This is a genomic window from Rhodococcus sp. RS1C4 (assembly GCF_002258225.1).
GTDB classification, from domain to species: Bacteria; Actinomycetota; Actinomycetes; order Mycobacteriales; family Mycobacteriaceae; genus Rhodococcoides; species Rhodococcoides fascians_E.
Genome location: NZ_NOXZ01000021.1, coordinates 1 through 15,823, shown reverse-complemented (window position 1 = coordinate 15,823; position 15,823 = coordinate 1). Strand labels below are relative to the sequence as shown.

Here is a 15,823-nt window from a genome sequence, read left to right as displayed (position 1 = left end):
GTGCGGTTACCATTCGTCGTCGGCACCCGTCGGCACCCAACACTCGGATCGTCCGGCACGTTCCTGCCGGTGGAGGGATCTGTTTTTCATGGCTTCGATCACGTTCGACCGTGCCACCAGGCTTTTTCCCGGCTCCGACACCCCCGCGGTGGATGCGTTGGACCTGGAGATCGCCGACGGCGAATTCCTCGTCCTCGTCGGCCCGTCGGGCTGCGGTAAGTCCACGTCGCTGCGCATGCTCGCCGGTCTGGAGGAGGTGAACAGCGGCCGCATCCTCATCGGCGGCAAGGATGTCACCCACGCCGAGCCCAAGGATCGCGACATCGCGATGGTGTTCCAGAACTACGCGCTGTACCCGCACATGTCCGTCGCCGAAAACATGGGTTTCGCCCTCAAGCTCGCGAAGGCGAGCAAGGACGAGATCCGCAACCGCGTCCTCGAGGCGGCCAAGCTTCTCGACCTGGAGGCGTACCTCGACCGCAAGCCCAAAGCGCTGTCCGGTGGTCAGCGTCAGCGAGTTGCCATGGGGCGGGCCATCGTTCGTCAACCGCAGGTATTCCTGATGGACGAACCGCTGTCCAACCTCGACGCCAAACTTCGGGTGCAGACGCGCACGCAGATCGCTCAGCTGCAGCGCAGGCTCGCGACGACCACCGTCTACGTCACCCACGATCAGGTCGAGGCAATGACCATGGGCGACCGGGTGGCGGTGCTCAAAGGTGGTGTCTTGCAGCAGTGCGCATCACCTCGCGAGTTGTACCGCACGCCGACCAACGTCTTCGTCGCCGGATTCATGGGCTCGCCGTCGATGAACTTGTTCCGCGTACCCGTCACCGACGGTGGCGTGCGGATCGGTGACCAGATCATCCCGGTGTCGCGGGGCACGCTCGCCGGCTCGACCGGTAGCGAAGTGGTGTTCGGCATTCGCCCCGAGCACGTCGACATCGTGTCCGACGGGCTGAAGTTGGAGGTCGACGTCGTCGAAGAACTCGGTTCCGAGGCCTTCGTCTTCGGTCGGGCCGACATCAACGGCACCACCCAGACGATCGTCGCCCGCGCGGACTGGCGTGATCCCCCGCAGAAAGGTGACGTGGTCGGCATCCGATTCGACGAGGCGCATGCGCACGTGTTCGACGGCTCCGAGGCCGGGGTCCGGCTCAGCTGACCCCACTCACGTAGGGAGTTCCGTACGAACAACGTCGTCGCCGTCGGTCACCACGATCGTCGCCAGTGCCGTCCGCCCCGCCGGGTGGATGCGCACGGTGACGGTCCCTGCGTCCGCACCGTCCAAACTGCGCGCCACCGCGCGGCGTACTTCGTCGGCGACCCGACGAGGTTGGTCGGTCAGGCCACCGTCGTCGAGCAACTGCACGGTGACGCCCCGCTCGCGGGCGGCTCGCGCTGCGGCCACCACCACCGGCACGTCCAGTGCGCGGGCGCGAATGCTGTCCCGCAGGGTGGCTTCCACCAGCAGCGCCTCGGTGCGGGCGGCGTCGTCCAGTGGGTTGTCGGCGATGCGCCTCAGGACAGGGCGAACCAAGTCGTCGAGCCGATGTAGTTGGTGCTCACGTTCCTGTTCGGCCGCGCTCACGGCGGCGCGCTCGGCGAACGTCGCAGCGCGTTCTCGGCGGAGCGAGTAGATCGACGCTGCTGCCGGCCGGACGGCGAAAGCGAAGAACGTCGCCATGATCATGACCCCGGCACCCGTGACGAAAGTCGATGCTGCACCGGCGAAGTCAGGGGCAGCGGTCCAGTACACCGCGAACGCAGCCAGTTGGCCTGCCCACGCCCAGCGAATCCTCCCCCGTACACAGAGGAACGCGCAGAGCGCCGCCCCTCCCCCGACCGTGGTGGTCACCGCCTGGGACTGCGTCGCCCCCGTGTCCACGACGCGGATCAGTGCAACGAACTGCGCGGCCGGCACCGCTGCGACGGTCACTGAGGCCCACTTCGGAAACGGATCGCCTGGAACGGCGACGAGGAGCGCAGCGCCGACCGCGAGAAGCGCTATCACCAGGCACTTCTCGGCGACACCGTCGCCGCCGGGGCCGAGAATCGCGACCGCAGCCGCAGTCACGACCGACGCGGTGACGGCGTAAGAGCCCCGTGACTGCATTCCGATGATCGTCGACGCGTCACCCCGCAGCGAGCTCATACCGCCGCCCACTCGACGATCACCGTCGTGCCCGCACCCGGCTCGCTGCGGATACGAGACCATCCGCCGTCGAGCTGCGCCATCCGGCCGACGATGCTGACGTCGATGCCGAGACGGCCGGACCCCGTTGTAGCGGTGTCGAATCCGACACCGTCGTCCTCGACGGTCACACGGACGAGGCCGGGACGTAGCTCGACGGCGATACGGCACTGCGCGGCGGGGCCCGCGTGCACGACGCTGTTGCGTACGGCCTCTGCCGAGGCGCCCACCACCGCGGACGCCACAGCTCCCGGGTATTGAGAGCGACCGTCGTCGACGGTTGCTCCGACGGCGACACCGTGGTCGGCTCCCAACGTGGACAGTTGCGCGAATATGCCGTCGGCCGACACCGTCGCGTCTCGGCTGGAATCGTCGACGACGCGGTCCAGCTCGGCCAGAGCAGACCTCGCGTCGGTCACGAGCCTGCCACCGGGATCGGCGCGATCCGTCGCCAGCAGAGTGCTCAGCACCTGGTCGTGGATCAGCGAATCGAACCGCGCTTTCTCGCGTTCGCGCGCCTGCGCGGCAGCGGCTATCGCCGCACTGCGATCGAGCGATTGCTTGGTGGAATCCAGTATCGATCCGCTCCGCAGCGCCATGATCACCGCGGCGGTCAACAGCGCCGACAACCCGAACGACCACACCGCGGCATAGACGATGTCGGACTGTGATGCGCGGTTGCCGAACAACCCGACCTGGTCGACGGTGGCGATGGTCGAGGTTGCGACGAACTGGACGGCGAACGCGATCCACGGCTTCCACGCGAGTGTCGCGCACAGACCAGCCATACCCGCGAACGCCGACATCCACGTGCCCCGTGCAGAACCGTGCAGCACATCCCCGTTCCACGCGAGGAACCACAGGCAGGCGGCGATCAGAATTCCGACGGCCGCCGAACCTGCCGCTGGACCGATTCGGCGGGGACGAGCCAGCGCCGCGACCAGCAGTCCGACACCGGGACCGAAGATCAGCACCACGGCCAGCGGCGTCCACCACGACGCGAGAATGCCAGCGCCCTCCGCAATTCCGGACAGGGACACGAAGAAATATCCGAGGAAACCTACCCCGAGAAAGCGGGCGACCAGGATGCGTAGGCGCTCGCCGGGTGAGAATTCACGGCTGTTCGTCTGCCTACGCCACGTCACGATGAGGTCAGATTACCGCCCGAGCTGCTTCGAACCGCGGCCGATCTCGGTTTCACCCCCGAGCCGCGCAGTGCGGCCCGCCCTGTCCCCCGCGCGACTGGCGCCGTGCGAGTACCCCGCACCCGCGCTTCGGCTCCGCCAGGTGCCGCGCGCGGTGGAATTCGACGAGTAGTAATCCTTCAGCTCGACCTCCTTGTTCCGCAGGACAAGAGCCGTGCCCGCGTCCGGTTTCTCCTCGGACACTGCCTTCGATTCCGCTTCCTTCTTCACCGCGGCGAGGCGCTTGCCCACCCGCGTGGCGAAGGCAGTCTGAAAGTTCAACCGCGCCGTGACCGCAGCGACGACGACCGTCTCCTGGCGCTTGTAGCGTCGGCGACCGATCTTTTCCACCACCGTGCGTACCGCAGTCTCGTTCTTGTACTCGCCCGATTTGATGTAGGCGTCCGACGCCCGCACCATCTGGACGAGAAGGCTCGAATACAGCGCCTCGGTGGTGTCGATGTCCGACGCGAAACCGTAGGCGAACACCTGCGTCGACGACCGTGCGACGTCGCACGTCACGTCGTTGGCCGCAGCGATCGAGACGAACAACTGGACGAACGTCTTCAGACCGCGTTTGCCTGCCTCTCCGATGGGGACGACGCGCTGCGTCGGCGTCGCCTGCTTCTCGCGCGAAGCGCTGTGCGAGCGGGCCACGGCCAGATCGATCGACGTCGACGTCGCGAGACGCTGTGCGGCCTCCATGAACGCTTCCGCCTCGTGCGGATTGTCCGTCGACTCCGCCTGGCGGAGAAGCCCACCGATTCTGGTCAGCATCTTGTCCGAAGTCACCTGGGCGAGGCTACAACCACTCACCGACAGACCCGTCGCGTGAGGGTTGACCGATTCAGCAACGCCGGTAATGGCCCGCGGCGACCGAAATGTGTATAAGTTCCTATCGACATGTGCGTCGGGGGGAGCACATTCGCACATCAACTGTGCCGCCTCCCACACACACCACCGTGTACGAAGCAAGTGGAGAGAACTCATGGCGTCTTTGATCTCGAAGGTGGCGGTGCTCGCAACAGCAGCCTCGCTGCTGACGCTCACCGCATGTTCCAGCGACAGCGGATCCAGTGATTCCGCATCCGAGAACACCGACGGCCGCGGACCCATCACCTACGTCGAAGGCAAGGACACCACCGAAACCGGTGTCGTCCGTCAGATCATCGAAGAGTGGAACGCGGACAACCCGGACGAGCAGGTCACCTTCAAGGAACAGTCCAACGACGCCGACCAGGCACACGACGACCTGGTCCAGCACCTTCAGGCCGAGCAGAGCGACTACGACGTGATGGCTCTCGACGTCATCTGGACGGCCGAGTTCGCGGCGAAGGGCTGGCTCGTGCCGCTCGAGGGCGAATTCGCCCTCGACAACGCCGGAATCCTCCCGTCGACGGTGGACAGCGCGACGTACAACGGCACCCAGTACGCGGCCCCGAAGAACACCAACGGCGGTCTGCTGTTCTACCGCACCGACCTCGTGCCCGCAGCCCCCACCACCTGGGACGAGCTGACGGCCAGCTGCACCGTCGCCGTGGAGAACAACATCGACTGCTACGCAGGACAGTTCGCGTCCTACGAGGGCCTGACGGTCAACGCGTCGGAGATCATCAACGCCCACGGCGGATCGTTCGTCGCCGAGGACGGCAAGACCCCGACCGTCGACTCCCCCGAAGCCAAGGCAGGCCTGCAGGCACTCGTGACGGCGTTCCAGAACAACGTCATCCCCGCCCAGGACACCACGTTCAAGGAGCCCGAGAGCCAGCAGGCATTCGAGGACGGCAAGGCGCTCTACCTGCGTAACTGGCCGTACGTCTACGGCACAGCAGCCAAGGAAGGCTCCGCAGTCGCCGGAAAGTACGGTGTCGCGCCACTTCCCGGCGTCACCGGCGTCGGAACCTCCACCCTCGGCGGATACAACGCAGCGATCAGCGCGTTCTCGCAGAACAAGGCCACGGCCGCCGACTTCCTTCGCTTCCTCCAGGGTGAGCAGGCTCAGCGCATCATCGCCGAGGGCGCACTGCCTCCCGTACTTGCATCGCTGTACGACGACCCGGCCCTCATCGCCGAGATGCCGTACCTCCCGGCCCTGAAGGAATCGATCGAGAACGCGGTCCCGCGTCCCGTCACGCCGTTCTACCCGGCAGTGTCGAAGGCCATCCAGGACAACACCGCCGCCGCGATCAAGGGTGAGAAGCAGGTCGACCAGGCTATCGCCGACATCCAGGCCGGCATCGAGTCCGCAGGCGCTAACTAAGCCTTCGGCTTTCGATTTCAGGAGAATTTCATGGCTCTACCTACTGGTGAACCCAGTGGGGCTGTAAACGTCGACGCGGCCGGGGGATCATCCTCCGGCCGCGGCGGGAGCGCAGCCAGCGGAGTGACTCCATCAGGTCGGCATGTGCGCACCGACAAGAAGAGACGATTCGGGCTGAGTGCCGGGCGCGCCTGGTTGCTCATCGCGCCGACTCTGGTGATTCTCGCAATCGTCATCGCCTATCCGGTAATTCGTGCCGTCGTCATGTCCTTCCAGAAGGACGCCGGTCTCGATCCCGCGACGGGAATGTTCGTCAAGGGCGGTAGCGCCGGATTCTCCAACTACACGCACTGGATTCTGCAGCAGTGCACGTCGGCGTCGGGCACGCTCGTTCCGTGCCCACCGGGAACCCTGGGCTCGCAGTTCTGGGGTGCGGTCGGCAACACGGCGTTCTTCACCGTCGTGACGGTGTCCATCGAGGTGGTCATCGGATTCGCGATGGCCGTCATCATGGGCAAGACGTTCGCCGGCCGTGCCTTGCTGCGTGCCGCCATTCTGATCCCGTGGGCGATCCCGACGGCGGTGACCGCCAAGCTCTGGTACTTCATCTTCAGCTACGACGGAATCGCCAACAAGCTTCTCGGCACACAGATCCTGTGGACGGGAGACGCGTGGCCGGCAAGGTTCGCGGTCATCATCGCCGACGTCTGGAAGACGACACCGTTCATGGCACTGCTGATTCTCGCAGGCCTGCAGATGATTCCGTCCGATGTGTACGAGGCAGCGCGCGTCGACGGGGCGTCCGCGTGGCAACGGTTCACCAAGATCACACTTCCGCTCGTCAAGCCCGCGCTGATGGTGGCCATTCTCTTCCGCACGATGGACGCGCTCCGGATGTACGACCTGCCCGCCATCCTCACCGAGGGCAACCCGGCGACGCGGACCATCTCGATTCTCGTGGTCGAGCAGATCCGGCAAGGGTTCAACGCAGCGGCGTCCCTGTCGACCATCTCGTTCGTCATGATCTTCATCGTCGCCTTCGCGCTCGTGAAATTCCTCGGCGCGAACGCGGTTGCCACACAGGAGAACCAAAGAAAAGGCACGATCCGATGAAGACCGCCCGTATCTACCTCGGCGTCGTGATCATCCTCGTATGGGGGCTCGCGCCGTTCTACTGGATGGCTGTCACTGCGTTCCGCGACCCGCGGTACACGTTCGACACCACACCCTGGCCGACGCACGTGACCACGGAGAACTTCAGCAACGCTCTGTCCACGAGCAACGGAAACAACTTCCTCCGTGCAGTCGCCAACAGCCTGATCATCGGCGGCGTCACCACGTTCATCGCGCTGGTGATCGGAATCTTCTGCGCATACGCGCTGTCCCGCATCGACTTTCGATTCAAGTACATCGTCGTCGGCATCGTCCTGGGAGCATCGATGTTCCCCGTCGTCGCTCTGGTGACACCGCTGTTCCAGTTCTTCACGAACATCGGATGGATCGGCAGCTACCAGGCGATGATCATCCCCAACATCTCCTTCGTGCTGCCCCTGACCATCTACACACTGACGGCATTCTTCGCCGAACTGCCCTGGGAACTGGAAGAAGCCGCCCGCATCGACGGCGCCGGACGGTTCCAGGCATTCCGCCTGGTGATGCTTCCGTTGGCCGCGCCGGCACTCTTCACCACCGCAATCCTCGCGTTCATCGCCGCAGTCAACGAGTACCTGCTCGCCAGCCAGCTCTCCAGCGACAAAACCGAACCCGTCACCGTGGCCATCGCACGCTTCTCCGGCAACGACCCACACGTCGTGCCGTATGCGGCGATCATGGCAGCGGGAACCATCGTCGCCATCCCACTCGTCGTCATGGTGCTGATCTTCCAGCGCCGCATCATCTCCGGACTCACCGCAGGCGGCGTGAAATCATGACCGCTCAGGATCACCTGCAGATCCTCGCCGGCATCCTCGGCTTCTTCGCACTGATGGCCTTCATCGCCGCAGTCGCAGGCATCCTCGGCGGAGACCCGCCCGTCTGGCCCTCCGGCCTTCTGCTCGGCCTCCTCGCCGCCCTGACCTACGTGGTGCGCAAAATCCGAGCCTGACGGCGGGTCACTCCGCCGGCTGCGCTCCTGCCTGATCGGGTCACTCCGCCGGCTCCGCTCCTGCCTTGAGCTTTGCCAGGGTCATGAAGATCGGCACGTCGCCGTCGAGGTCGATTTCCTTGCGCTGCAGGAATGCGTCGAGCAGTCCCCAGACAAGGGTCGTGAGTTGGTCGACGAAGTCGCCTGCGTCGAGTTCCGTGTCGTCCAGCCAGAGGTCGGTTGCGGCCAGGAGAGCCCCGACGGCGGCGCGGCACGCGTATTCGATGCCCGAGGTGTCGGCGTCGACCGAATCGAGAATCGTCTTCGCGACGGTGGCGAAGCGTGTCGCGATATCACGCCCGATGTCGAGGGGCGGAGCGATCGCAGGGTCTTCGGGAGTGGATCTGGACTGGGCGAGGAACCGGAAGACGTTGGGGTGGCGCCCCACCACATCCGCGTAACCGGAGATCGCATGTCGTAGCGCGGACACCGGTGCGTCGAGCAGGAAGTTGAAGTCGGATACGGCGAGCGTGTAGACCTCGTCGGCCATGCGCTGTGCCACGGCGCTGTACAGATCTGCCTTGTCCGCGAACTGCCGGTACAGCCTCGGCTTCGTGGCACCTGCCTCCCGCGCGATGTCGTTCATGCTCGGGTTCGGTCCGTGCGCGTCGATGACCCTGAACGTCGCGTCGACGAACTCCTCACGTGCCCTGGTTCTGCGGGCTTCGGGATCTCGCGAGGTAGGCATCTGGTCATTCTAGGTGTCGCCCCAGGTGGAGGCGGTCGTGTCTTGACACCTCCGCGGAGATTGTGGAGAGTTCACAGCAATGGCGTACCGGCGGTAACGTTAAACGTACTATCGGTACGGGGCGGATCGACGGGAACAAGCGGGGAGTGGGCATGACCATCGAGAAGGCGCGCGACCGAACACGCACCGTGCGTGTCGACGGTGCGGGGCTCTACGTGCAGGAGTTCGGCAACTTCGACGGCCCGGTGCTGGTGCTGGTGCACGGCTGGCCGGACACCCATCACCTGTGGGACGCGGTGGTCCCGTTGCTGACCGACAAGTTCCACGTCGTCACGTACGACACGCGTGGTCACGGCGAGTCCTTCGGTGACGGCACCGTCACGGAGATGACGCTCGAACAGTTGGCCGCGGATTTCATGGCCGTCGTCGACGCAGTGGCGGGGTCGATACCGGTGCACGTTCTCGCTCACGACTGGGGATCGGTTCAGGTGTGGGAGGCAATTTGCGAGCCGGGTGCCGACACCAGAATCGCGTCGTTCACCTCGATCTCGGGCCCGAGCCTCGACCATATGGGAATGTGGCTGCAGTCCACACCGACGAGTCCGAAAGCGCTGTGGCAGAAACTCACTCAGCTGGTCTCGGGTGCGTACACGCTGTTCTTCATGTCGGGGCCGCTGTCTCGGACTTTCTTCCGCATCTTCGGTAGGCGCTGGATCTGGTCGTTGCTCCTGCGCATCGTCGAACGCGTGGACAAGCGAAATCTCCATGTCGCGCCGACCCTGAACCGCGACATGGTCGACGGGTTGCGCATCTACCGCGCCAACGTCCTTCAGAAGGTCCTGAGGCCGACGGAGCGGTACACACACGTTCCGGTCCACTTGCTGGTCACGCGACGGGACCCTGCCATCAGACCCGCATCGTTCGACGGCATCGAGCGGTGGGTGTCACGGGTCAGCCGCACCGATGTGCGCTCCGGGCACTGGCTCCCCCTGAAGAACCCGGCTCTCGTCGCCGCCGAAACAACGAAGTTCGTGGAAAGGATCGATCGTGAACGAACACGACCCCGGTGAAGTGTCCTTGCAGGCACGTAACGTCGCCTTCGACTGGTCGGATACTCCGTTGCATTGGATGCCGAACGAGCCCATCGCCTCGCACAGTCTCAGCGCGTTGAATCTACTACTCCCCGAGGGGGAGCGGTGGTTCTGCGCCACCTACACCGAAGCTCTCCCCCTGATCGCCGACGCGAAACTGCGCGAGGACGTCCTCGGCTTCATCGGGCAGGAAGCCATGCACGCCGAGACGCACAATGTGGTGTTGTACGACTACCTCGACGCACACGGCGTCGATCCGAGGCCGTTCACGTCGCACTCCGAATATTTGATGCGCAAGGTGCTCGGGCCTCGGCCGGCGCTGTCGGCGAGAGCCCAGAAGCAGCAGCTGGTCGGACGAATCGCGATGATCGGCGCGATCGAGCACCTGACGGCCTTTCTCGGTGACTACGCGCTGAACTCGAGATGGGACGACTTCGACGGCGACCCCGCGATGGTGGATCTCTATCGCTGGCACGGTGCCGAGGAAGTGGAGCACCGCAACGTCGCCCACGACGTGGCAACGTATTTCGGCGTCGGGTACTTCCGGCGAAACTTCTCGATGCTCATCGCCTTTATCGGCTTCATCGTACTGATGCTGCGCGGCACGCGATTCATCGTCCGCCAGGATCCGACGCTGACCGACCGGGGTTACCTCGTCCTGTGGCTGCAATGGTTGGGTGCGATGCGCAGAGGATCACTCCCGTCGCTCGCCCAGATGACGAAAGGCGTTGCACGGTACCTGAAACCGTCGTACACCCCGGAGGACGAGGGCGACACCGCCCAAGCCGTCGCCTATCTGGCGAAGTCCCCCGCTGCCCGATCGGCACTGCCGTGAACCTCCAGCTACCTGTACCGACCACGATGCCCGGTGACCTCTACGGTCGTCACGAACGGGACCCGCTCCTCCGAGTGCTGGAACGGGTCATGAACGCGCACATGGGCACGATGCGTCTACTGCATCGCAAGGAGTTCGTGGGCGCGACGGACGATCGGCGACTCGAGGTAGTCGTTTCCGAGCGTCGCATCGAGGCGTTCGACGAGAACGTCGTGAGCTTCGTTCTGTCGGCGGCGCACGGCGGCGAGCTACCGTCCTGGCGCGCAGGAGCGCACATCGACGTCGAGATGCCCTCGGGGAGGCTGCGTCAGTACTCTCTGTGCGGGGATCCCGCGGACAGCACCCGCTATCGCATTGCAGTGCGGCGCATTCCGGACGGCGGCGGCGGATCGATCGAGATGCACGACCTGGAGGTCGGCAGCAGTTTGACCGTCCGAGGTCCGCGAAACGCGTTCGCCTTCGCAGTTCCCGGTTTCGGATCACCCGCGGACAGTCTGCATTTCGTCGCGGGCGGGATCGGGATCACGCCGATTCTCCCGATGATGAGGCTGGCGCACCGACTGGGACTCGACTGGTCGATGGTCTACACCGGCAGAAGCCGAGAGTCGTTGCCGTTCCTGGGTGAACTCGACGAGTTCGGCGGCTCGGTGACGCTTCGAACCGACGATGTCGACGGAATCCCGACGTCGGAGATGTTGCTGGAAGGATCGCAGCCGGGAGCGGCGATCTACGCGTGCGGACCGATGCCGATGATCGGCACACTGCAACGTGGAGTCGACCCGGAGTCGGAATTTCACTTCGAAAGGTTCTCGGCACCACCGATTGTGAACGGCGTCGAATTCCAGGTGGTCCTCGCCAGTACCGGCGAACGGGTGACGGTCCCGGCGGACAGGTCGATCCTGGACGCGGTCATGCCGTTGCGCCCGGACGTCGCGTACTCCTGTCGTCAGGGCTTCTGCGGTACCTGCCGAGTCCCTGCAACGCACGCGCCCGACGGAATGCTGATCTGCACCGAGCGCACCGACGGGGACGAAGTGACCCTCGCACTGTGAGCGGAGCCTGCGGAGTGACCCTCAGGCCACCGGGAGCGGAGCCTGCGGAGTGACCTGCAGGCCACCGGGAGTGGAGCCTGCGGAGTGACCCGCAGGCCACCCGGGAGCGGAGCCTGCGGAGTGACCGTCAGGCTCCGCTCCACTCATGTGAGGGCTAGGCGTCGATGATGAACGCTTCGAGCTGCTGGCGCGCGACGTCGTCGGCGAGCTGCTTGGGAGGGCTCTTCATCAGGTAGGCCGATGCCGGGATGACCGGTCCACCGATGCCGCGGTCGAGGGCGATCTTGGCGGCGCGGACGGCGTCGATGATGACACCGGCCGAGTTGGGCGAGTCCCATACTTCGAGCTTGTACTCGAGGTTCAACGGCACGTCACCGAAGGCGCGGCCTTCGAGGCGGACGTACGCCCACTTGCGGTCGTCGAGCCAGCCGACGTGGTCGCTCGGCCCGATGTGGACGTCCTTCGTGTTGAATTCGCGCTGCAGGTTCGACGTGACGGCCTGGGTCTTGGAGATCTTCTTCGACTCGAGGCGGCTGCGCTCGAGCATGTTGAGGAAGTCCATGTTGCCGCCGACGTTGAGCTGCATGGTGCGGTCGAGCTGAACACCGCGATCCTCGAACAGCTTTGCCATGACGCGGTGCGTGATGGTGGCACCGACCTGGCTCTTGATGTCGTCGCCGACGATGGGAACACCTGCGTCGACGAACTTCTGGGCCCAGACGGGGTCGCTGGCGATGAACACGGGCAGAGCGTTGACGAACGCGACACCGGCATCGATAGCGGCTTGTGCGTAGAACTTGTCTGCCTCTTCCGATCCCACGGGGAGGTAGGACACGAGCACGTCGACCTTGGCGTCGCGGAGGGCCTGGGCGACGTCCACCGCTTCGCCGTCGGCCTCGGTGATGGTCTCGCGGTAGTACTTTCCGAGCCCGTCGAGGGTCGGTCCGCGCAGAACCTGAACGTCCTTCGGCGGTACGTCGGCGATCTTGATGGTGTTGTTCTCGCTCGAGAAGATCGCGTCGGAGAGGTCGAATCCGACCTTCTTGGCGTCGACGTCGAACGCGGCGACGAATTCCACGTCGCGGACGTGGTACTTGCCGAACTTGACGTGCATGAGGCCGGGAACGGTGACGTTCTCGTCGGCGTCCTTGTAGTACTCGACGCCTTGGACGAGCGACGCGGCGCAGTTGCCCACACCCACGATGGCTACCCGGATGGCGTTGCCGTCCGAAGTGTTGTTGTTCTCACCCATGTTCGGGTTCTCCTTCTTTGTTCGTAACGCTTTTCGGGTTGGGCGTGGCGGTCGGGCCCGCCTGCTCGGCAGCGATCACTTCGTTGAGCCAGCGGACTTCTCGTTCGCTGGATTCGAGTCCGAGCTGATGTAACTGACGGGTGTAGCGGTCGAGCGTCCCGCTGGCTCGATCCACCGCTTCGCGGAGCCCTTCTCTGCGCTCCTCGACTTGACGACGTCTGCCTTCGAGGATGCGCAGCCGCGCTTCCGCCGGCGTCCGGCTGAAGAAGGCGAGATGCACGCCGAAACCGTCGTCCGTGTAGTTCTGCGGTCCCGTGTCCGCAACGAGCTCGGCGAATCTCTGCTTGCCCTTGGGTGTGAGCTCGTAGACCCGACGTGCTCGCCGCTTCACGAGTGTGTCCGGACCGTCGTTCTCGGCGATCAGCCCGTCCGCCTGTAGGCGGCGCAGGGCCGGGTAGAGCGAACCGTAGGAGAACGCTCTGAATGCTCCGAGGAGTCCGGTCAGTCGTTTACGCAGCTCGTATCCGTGCATCGGGGATTGAAGTAGCAGACCGAGAATTGCCAGCTCGAGCATGCCTACCTCTCCCCTCGACGTGTAGTCGTGCACCTGATGCGGTTCCCGAGCATATACACAAAATGTATCGGCTCGATATATGTACATACATCTATACAAGTCATAATGTAAGGACATTAATCTAAAGCGCAGATTCCTGCCGACGCAGGTGAAGGGGTCAGCCGGAGTACGGCGAGACGCGCACGATGTTGCCCGCGAGATCCGCCACGATCCGGCCGCCGCGACGGTCGGCGTCGTACGCCGTCACTGCAATCTGCGGAACGCCGTCGTCGGTGTCGATGGTCACCCAGTCGGCAACTGCATCGGGAACCCCCACGGCCGCCGGTGCTCCGGCGATCAGACCGGCAACGACGCCTGAGTCGACGAGCGTCCAATCGAACGGAATCTCGGACGGATCCAGCAGGTCGGTGGTGCGATACACCTCGAAACCGCCTGCGACGAAGACGCGTTCCCGACGTCCGTCTGCCGAGACCCGGTACACATCCGCGCGGTTGTCGTCGTCGACCTGAATGCTCAACTCCAGGACCTCGGTCGTTCCGAAACGTTCGATGTACCGATTGCGGAAGTCCTCGAGGCCCGCGGCGGTGTCGAAGACGAACGGCTGCGCGACGATCGGCGTCACGTCCGCCGGCAGGGGCATCGACGGTTGCGAGGGTGGTGACACCGTCGTCTCCTGTTGCGCTACAACGGGTTCCTCCTCGGAGTCTCGGGTCGCGAAGAACAGTGCCAACCCGGCGGCGATGATCACGACGGATCCGAGAGCGAGAAACACGCGGGGTTTCGGCGCGGACCGTCGGGCAACGGGTTCGGGGAGATCGACGTCGAGTTGCAGATCGCTGACCAGACGGTGCAGTTCGTCCAAGGTCACCGCGTTGCGGGCCCGTTCGCTGCGCAGACGATGCTCGCCGAAGGACAGCTGACCGTCGGCGTAGGCCGTGTCGAGCGCCGACGCGGTGAGCGCGCGGTCGATGTCGCGTGCGCGGAATGCGGTGGAACGGTATTTCGCCGCCATGAGAGTCCTACTTCCCGAACTGGAACGGGGTCACGTACAAGAAGTTGCCTGCCGGATCGACCGACATGGTGCCGCTTTCCTCGTCGGTGTTGTCTGCGCTGATCAACACCTCGGGACCGTCGGACTCACCTCGCATCTGAATGTTGAGGCTGTCGATCCTCGACAGATTCAGGCTCGCCGCAGCTCCGGCCACGACGGCAGCCAACTTCGGTAGGTCGACCGTCGCGAGATCGATCTGCTGCTGATCCGCCCGCCTGGACGTCGACCAGTCCTCGTCGAATTCGAGCACGCCGTCGCGGAAGTCGTAGGTGACCTGCTTCTGCGGCGCCCCGGGCGCGGGCATCCTGAGGATCGCGTAGGACTCGTACAGACCGAGACTGTCCACGACGGTGGTGCCCGTCCGAGCCTGCAGAGCGGCTGCGATATCCGCCACGATGGCGGGGTTCTGGTAGCCCATCTCACCGTAGGTGGCGACGGGGTCGCCCTCCGCAGCGCACGACCTGACACCGAACGTGATCGCGACGGCCGCTGCCACCAGCGGAATCGCGACCGCGAAGAACCCCAGGCGCGACGACCTCGCCGTGCGAACCGGATGTACCAGCTCGATCGGGTCGGCCATGGGAGCAAGGTCGGTCTCGTTCTGCAGGTCCTCGATGAGCGAGTGCAGATCCGCCAGCGTCTCCGCTTCCATCGCCAGGTCGATACGCGCCGCGTGCTCCTCCTCGGACAATTGACCGTCGGCCCGGGCCTCGTCGAGAGTGGCGCATGCCTGAGTTCGGTCGGTATCCCTCGCCCGGGTGGAGGGCGGAAGTCGCGTCGGCACAGGTGGAGCATAGTTTCGGGTCCCCGAATTGCCCAGATGCGGTGACACCGGCGCCCACCCGTCGGCGGCCGCACGTACTCTGGTTCTCGTGCGACTTCAGCGACAGGTGGTGGACTACGCCCTTCAGCGACGGTCGCTGCTTGCCGAGGTGTACTCGGGCAGGACCGGAGTGAGCGCCGTGTGCGACGCCGATCCCTATCTGCTCCGGGCCGCCAAGTTCCACGGCCGCGGCAGCGACGTCGTCTGCCCGATCTGCAGGAAGGAACAGCTCACCCACGTCTCCTGGGTGTTCGGCGAGAAACTGGGCCCACTGTCCGGTTCCGCTCGCACCGCGGACGAGCTGGTACGCCTCGCCGCGACGCAGGAGGAATTCTCCGTCCACGTGGTGGAGGTCTGCAGGTCCTGCAGCTGGAACCACCTCGTGCAGTCCTATGTCCTCGGCGCCGTGCCCGCGCCCAAGCAACCGCGACGGTCTCGGTCCAATTCTCGCGGACCTGGCCGTCGAACAGCGAGCGAGTGACACAATCGCATGCGCTGACCGACCCCGGTCTTCCATGTGAGTAGTGCCCGCCCAAGACCACTGGAGTTCTGTACGTGAGTTCCCCCTACGACAACACCCCCGGCGGTAGCTCCGGGGATCGTGACCCGTCCAGGCGCCCACCGAACGTGCCCCCCGGCACCTCCGGTCGTCCGCCGGGCCCACGTCCCCCGAAGG

At 64.9% G+C, this 15,823-nt stretch carries 17 protein-coding genes; 9 read left to right on the top strand and 8 right to left on the bottom strand.

Features of this window, described 5'->3' with window-relative positions; translation table 11 throughout:
* Nucleotides 1-88: 88 nt before the first annotated feature.
* Nucleotides 89-1,165 (top strand): ABC transporter ATP-binding protein, encoded by a 1,077-nt coding sequence (locus tag CH289_RS08785; protein WP_026347797.1) that lies wholly within the window; start codon nucleotides 89-91, stop codon nucleotides 1,163-1,165.
* Between the two features lie 6 nt (nucleotides 1,166-1,171).
* Here the strand turns inward: CH289_RS08785 and CH289_RS08780 are convergent, their stop codons facing one another.
* Genes CH289_RS08780 through CH289_RS08770 form a run of 3 tightly spaced genes read right to left on the bottom strand, consistent with a single transcriptional unit; the run spans nucleotide 1,172 to nucleotide 4,170 of the window.
* Complete coding sequence (locus tag CH289_RS08780; RefSeq protein ID WP_020110453.1) at nucleotides 1,172-2,155, bottom strand: hypothetical protein; 984 nt, start codon at nucleotides 2,153-2,155, stop codon at nucleotides 1,172-1,174.
* Nucleotides 2,152-3,339 carry a sensor histidine kinase gene (locus tag CH289_RS08775; protein ID WP_019665126.1) on the bottom strand — a complete coding sequence of 396 codons (1,188 nt, stop codon included), beginning with the start codon at nucleotides 3,337-3,339 and terminating at the stop codon, nucleotides 2,152-2,154. The genes CH289_RS08780 and CH289_RS08775 overlap by 4 nt, the downstream gene beginning before the upstream one ends.
* 12 nt (nucleotides 3,340-3,351) lie before the next feature.
* Complete coding sequence (locus CH289_RS08770; RefSeq protein ID WP_020110451.1) at nucleotides 3,352-4,170, bottom strand: DUF2786 domain-containing protein; 819 nt, start codon at nucleotides 4,168-4,170, stop codon at nucleotides 3,352-3,354.
* A 196-nt stretch (nucleotides 4,171-4,366) separates the two neighbouring features.
* On the opposite strand from CH289_RS08770, the gene CH289_RS08765 reads away from it, so the two are divergent.
* From CH289_RS08765 to CH289_RS28275, 4 genes are read left to right on the top strand one after another with little or no spacing between them, the layout of a single operon-like run.
* Nucleotides 4,367-5,638, top strand: coding sequence for an ABC transporter substrate-binding protein (locus tag CH289_RS08765; RefSeq protein WP_094727776.1), 1,272 nt, complete (start codon nucleotides 4,367-4,369; stop codon nucleotides 5,636-5,638).
* Between the two features lie 30 nt (nucleotides 5,639-5,668).
* Nucleotides 5,669-6,751 (top strand): carbohydrate ABC transporter permease, encoded by a 1,083-nt coding sequence (locus CH289_RS08760; protein WP_179276777.1) that lies wholly within the window; start codon nucleotides 5,669-5,671, stop codon nucleotides 6,749-6,751.
* The gene (locus tag CH289_RS08755) at nucleotides 6,748-7,569 is read left to right on the top strand and encodes a carbohydrate ABC transporter permease (RefSeq protein WP_019665130.1); all 822 of its coding nucleotides are present in this window, start codon (nucleotides 6,748-6,750) and stop codon (nucleotides 7,567-7,569) included. The genes CH289_RS08760 and CH289_RS08755 overlap by 4 nt, the downstream gene beginning before the upstream one ends.
* Entirely contained in the window at nucleotides 7,566-7,742 is a 177-nt protein-coding gene (locus CH289_RS28275) for a hypothetical protein (RefSeq protein ID WP_179276776.1), read from the top strand. Before CH289_RS08755 ends, CH289_RS28275 begins: the two co-directional genes overlap by 4 nt.
* 40 nt (nucleotides 7,743-7,782) lie before the next feature.
* Here CH289_RS28275 and CH289_RS08750 read toward each other — a convergent pair whose 3' ends face one another.
* Nucleotides 7,783-8,469, bottom strand: coding sequence for a TetR/AcrR family transcriptional regulator (locus CH289_RS08750; RefSeq protein WP_019665132.1), 687 nt, complete (start codon nucleotides 8,467-8,469; stop codon nucleotides 7,783-7,785).
* Between the two features lie 152 nt (nucleotides 8,470-8,621).
* On the opposite strand from CH289_RS08750, the gene CH289_RS08745 reads away from it, so the two are divergent.
* The 3 genes from CH289_RS08745 to CH289_RS08735 are packed head-to-tail and all read left to right on the top strand — an operon-like array spanning nucleotide 8,622 to nucleotide 11,447.
* Complete coding sequence (locus CH289_RS08745; protein WP_094709340.1) at nucleotides 8,622-9,539, top strand: alpha/beta fold hydrolase; 918 nt, start codon at nucleotides 8,622-8,624, stop codon at nucleotides 9,537-9,539.
* Entirely contained in the window at nucleotides 9,517-10,395 is an 879-nt protein-coding gene (locus CH289_RS08740; RefSeq protein WP_019665134.1) for a metal-dependent hydrolase, read from the top strand. Before CH289_RS08745 ends, CH289_RS08740 begins: the two co-directional genes overlap by 23 nt.
* A complete protein-coding gene (locus CH289_RS08735) occupies nucleotides 10,392-11,447 on the top strand; it encodes a PDR/VanB family oxidoreductase (RefSeq protein ID WP_019665135.1) in 1,056 nt (351 codons plus the stop codon). The genes CH289_RS08740 and CH289_RS08735 overlap by 4 nt, the downstream gene beginning before the upstream one ends.
* A gap of 154 nt (nucleotides 11,448-11,601) precedes the next feature.
* On the opposite strand, the gene CH289_RS08730 is transcribed toward CH289_RS08735, so the two are convergent.
* The 4 genes from CH289_RS08730 to CH289_RS08715 all read right to left on the bottom strand — a co-directional run bounded on the left by CH289_RS08730 (nucleotide 11,602) and on the right by CH289_RS08715 (nucleotide 15,108).
* Nucleotides 11,602-12,699: an inositol-3-phosphate synthase gene (locus CH289_RS08730; protein WP_019665136.1), complete on the bottom strand. Its 1,098-nt coding sequence runs from the start codon at nucleotides 12,697-12,699 to the stop codon at nucleotides 11,602-11,604.
* Nucleotides 12,692-13,273, bottom strand: a complete 582-nt coding sequence (locus CH289_RS08725) for a PadR family transcriptional regulator (RefSeq protein ID WP_019665137.1) — start codon at nucleotides 13,271-13,273, stop codon at nucleotides 12,692-12,694. The genes CH289_RS08730 and CH289_RS08725 overlap by 8 nt, the downstream gene beginning before the upstream one ends.
* Before the next feature lie 157 nt (nucleotides 13,274-13,430).
* Nucleotides 13,431-14,285 carry a DUF1707 SHOCT-like domain-containing protein gene (locus CH289_RS08720; protein WP_019665138.1) on the bottom strand — a complete coding sequence of 285 codons (855 nt, stop codon included), beginning with the start codon at nucleotides 14,283-14,285 and terminating at the stop codon, nucleotides 13,431-13,433.
* A 7-nt stretch (nucleotides 14,286-14,292) separates the two neighbouring features.
* On the bottom strand, nucleotides 14,293-15,108 hold the full coding sequence (locus tag CH289_RS08715) for a DUF1707 SHOCT-like domain-containing protein (RefSeq protein WP_080738070.1): 816 nt from the start codon (nucleotides 15,106-15,108) through the stop codon (nucleotides 14,293-14,295).
* Nucleotides 15,109-15,196: 88 nt separating this feature from the next.
* On the opposite strand from CH289_RS08715, the gene CH289_RS08710 reads away from it, so the two are divergent.
* Complete coding sequence (locus tag CH289_RS08710) at nucleotides 15,197-15,628, top strand: DUF5318 domain-containing protein (protein WP_026347800.1); 432 nt, start codon at nucleotides 15,197-15,199, stop codon at nucleotides 15,626-15,628.
* Nucleotides 15,629-15,823 lie beyond the last annotated feature (195 nt).

Excerpts from the sequence above, each read along its gene's own strand:
- CH289_RS08785 (WP_026347797.1), top strand. The coding sequence starts at position 89 with ATGGCTTCGATCACGTTCGACCGTGCCACCAGGCTTTTTCCCGGCTCC.
- CH289_RS08780 (WP_020110453.1), bottom strand. The coding sequence starts at position 2,155 with ATGAGCTCGCTGCGGGGTGACGCGTCGACGATCATCGGAATGCAGTCA.
- CH289_RS08765 (WP_094727776.1), top strand. The coding sequence starts at position 4,367 with ATGGCGTCTTTGATCTCGAAGGTGGCGGTGCTCGCAACAGCAGCCTCG.
- CH289_RS08760 (WP_179276777.1), top strand. The coding sequence starts at position 5,669 with ATGGCTCTACCTACTGGTGAACCCAGTGGGGCTGTAAACGTCGACGCG.
- CH289_RS08755 (WP_019665130.1), top strand. The coding sequence starts at position 6,748 with ATGAAGACCGCCCGTATCTACCTCGGCGTCGTGATCATCCTCGTATGG.
- CH289_RS28275 (WP_179276776.1), top strand. The coding sequence starts at position 7,566 with ATGACCGCTCAGGATCACCTGCAGATCCTCGCCGGCATCCTCGGCTTC.
- CH289_RS08750 (WP_019665132.1), bottom strand. The coding sequence starts at position 8,469 with ATGCCTACCTCGCGAGATCCCGAAGCCCGCAGAACCAGGGCACGTGAG.
- CH289_RS08745 (WP_094709340.1), top strand. The coding sequence starts at position 8,622 with ATGACCATCGAGAAGGCGCGCGACCGAACACGCACCGTGCGTGTCGAC.
- CH289_RS08730 (WP_019665136.1), bottom strand. The coding sequence starts at position 12,699 with ATGGGTGAGAACAACAACACTTCGGACGGCAACGCCATCCGGGTAGCC.
- CH289_RS08725 (WP_019665137.1), bottom strand. The coding sequence starts at position 13,273 with ATGCTCGAGCTGGCAATTCTCGGTCTGCTACTTCAATCCCCGATGCAC.
- CH289_RS08720 (WP_019665138.1), bottom strand. The coding sequence starts at position 14,285 with ATGGCGGCGAAATACCGTTCCACCGCATTCCGCGCACGCGACATCGAC.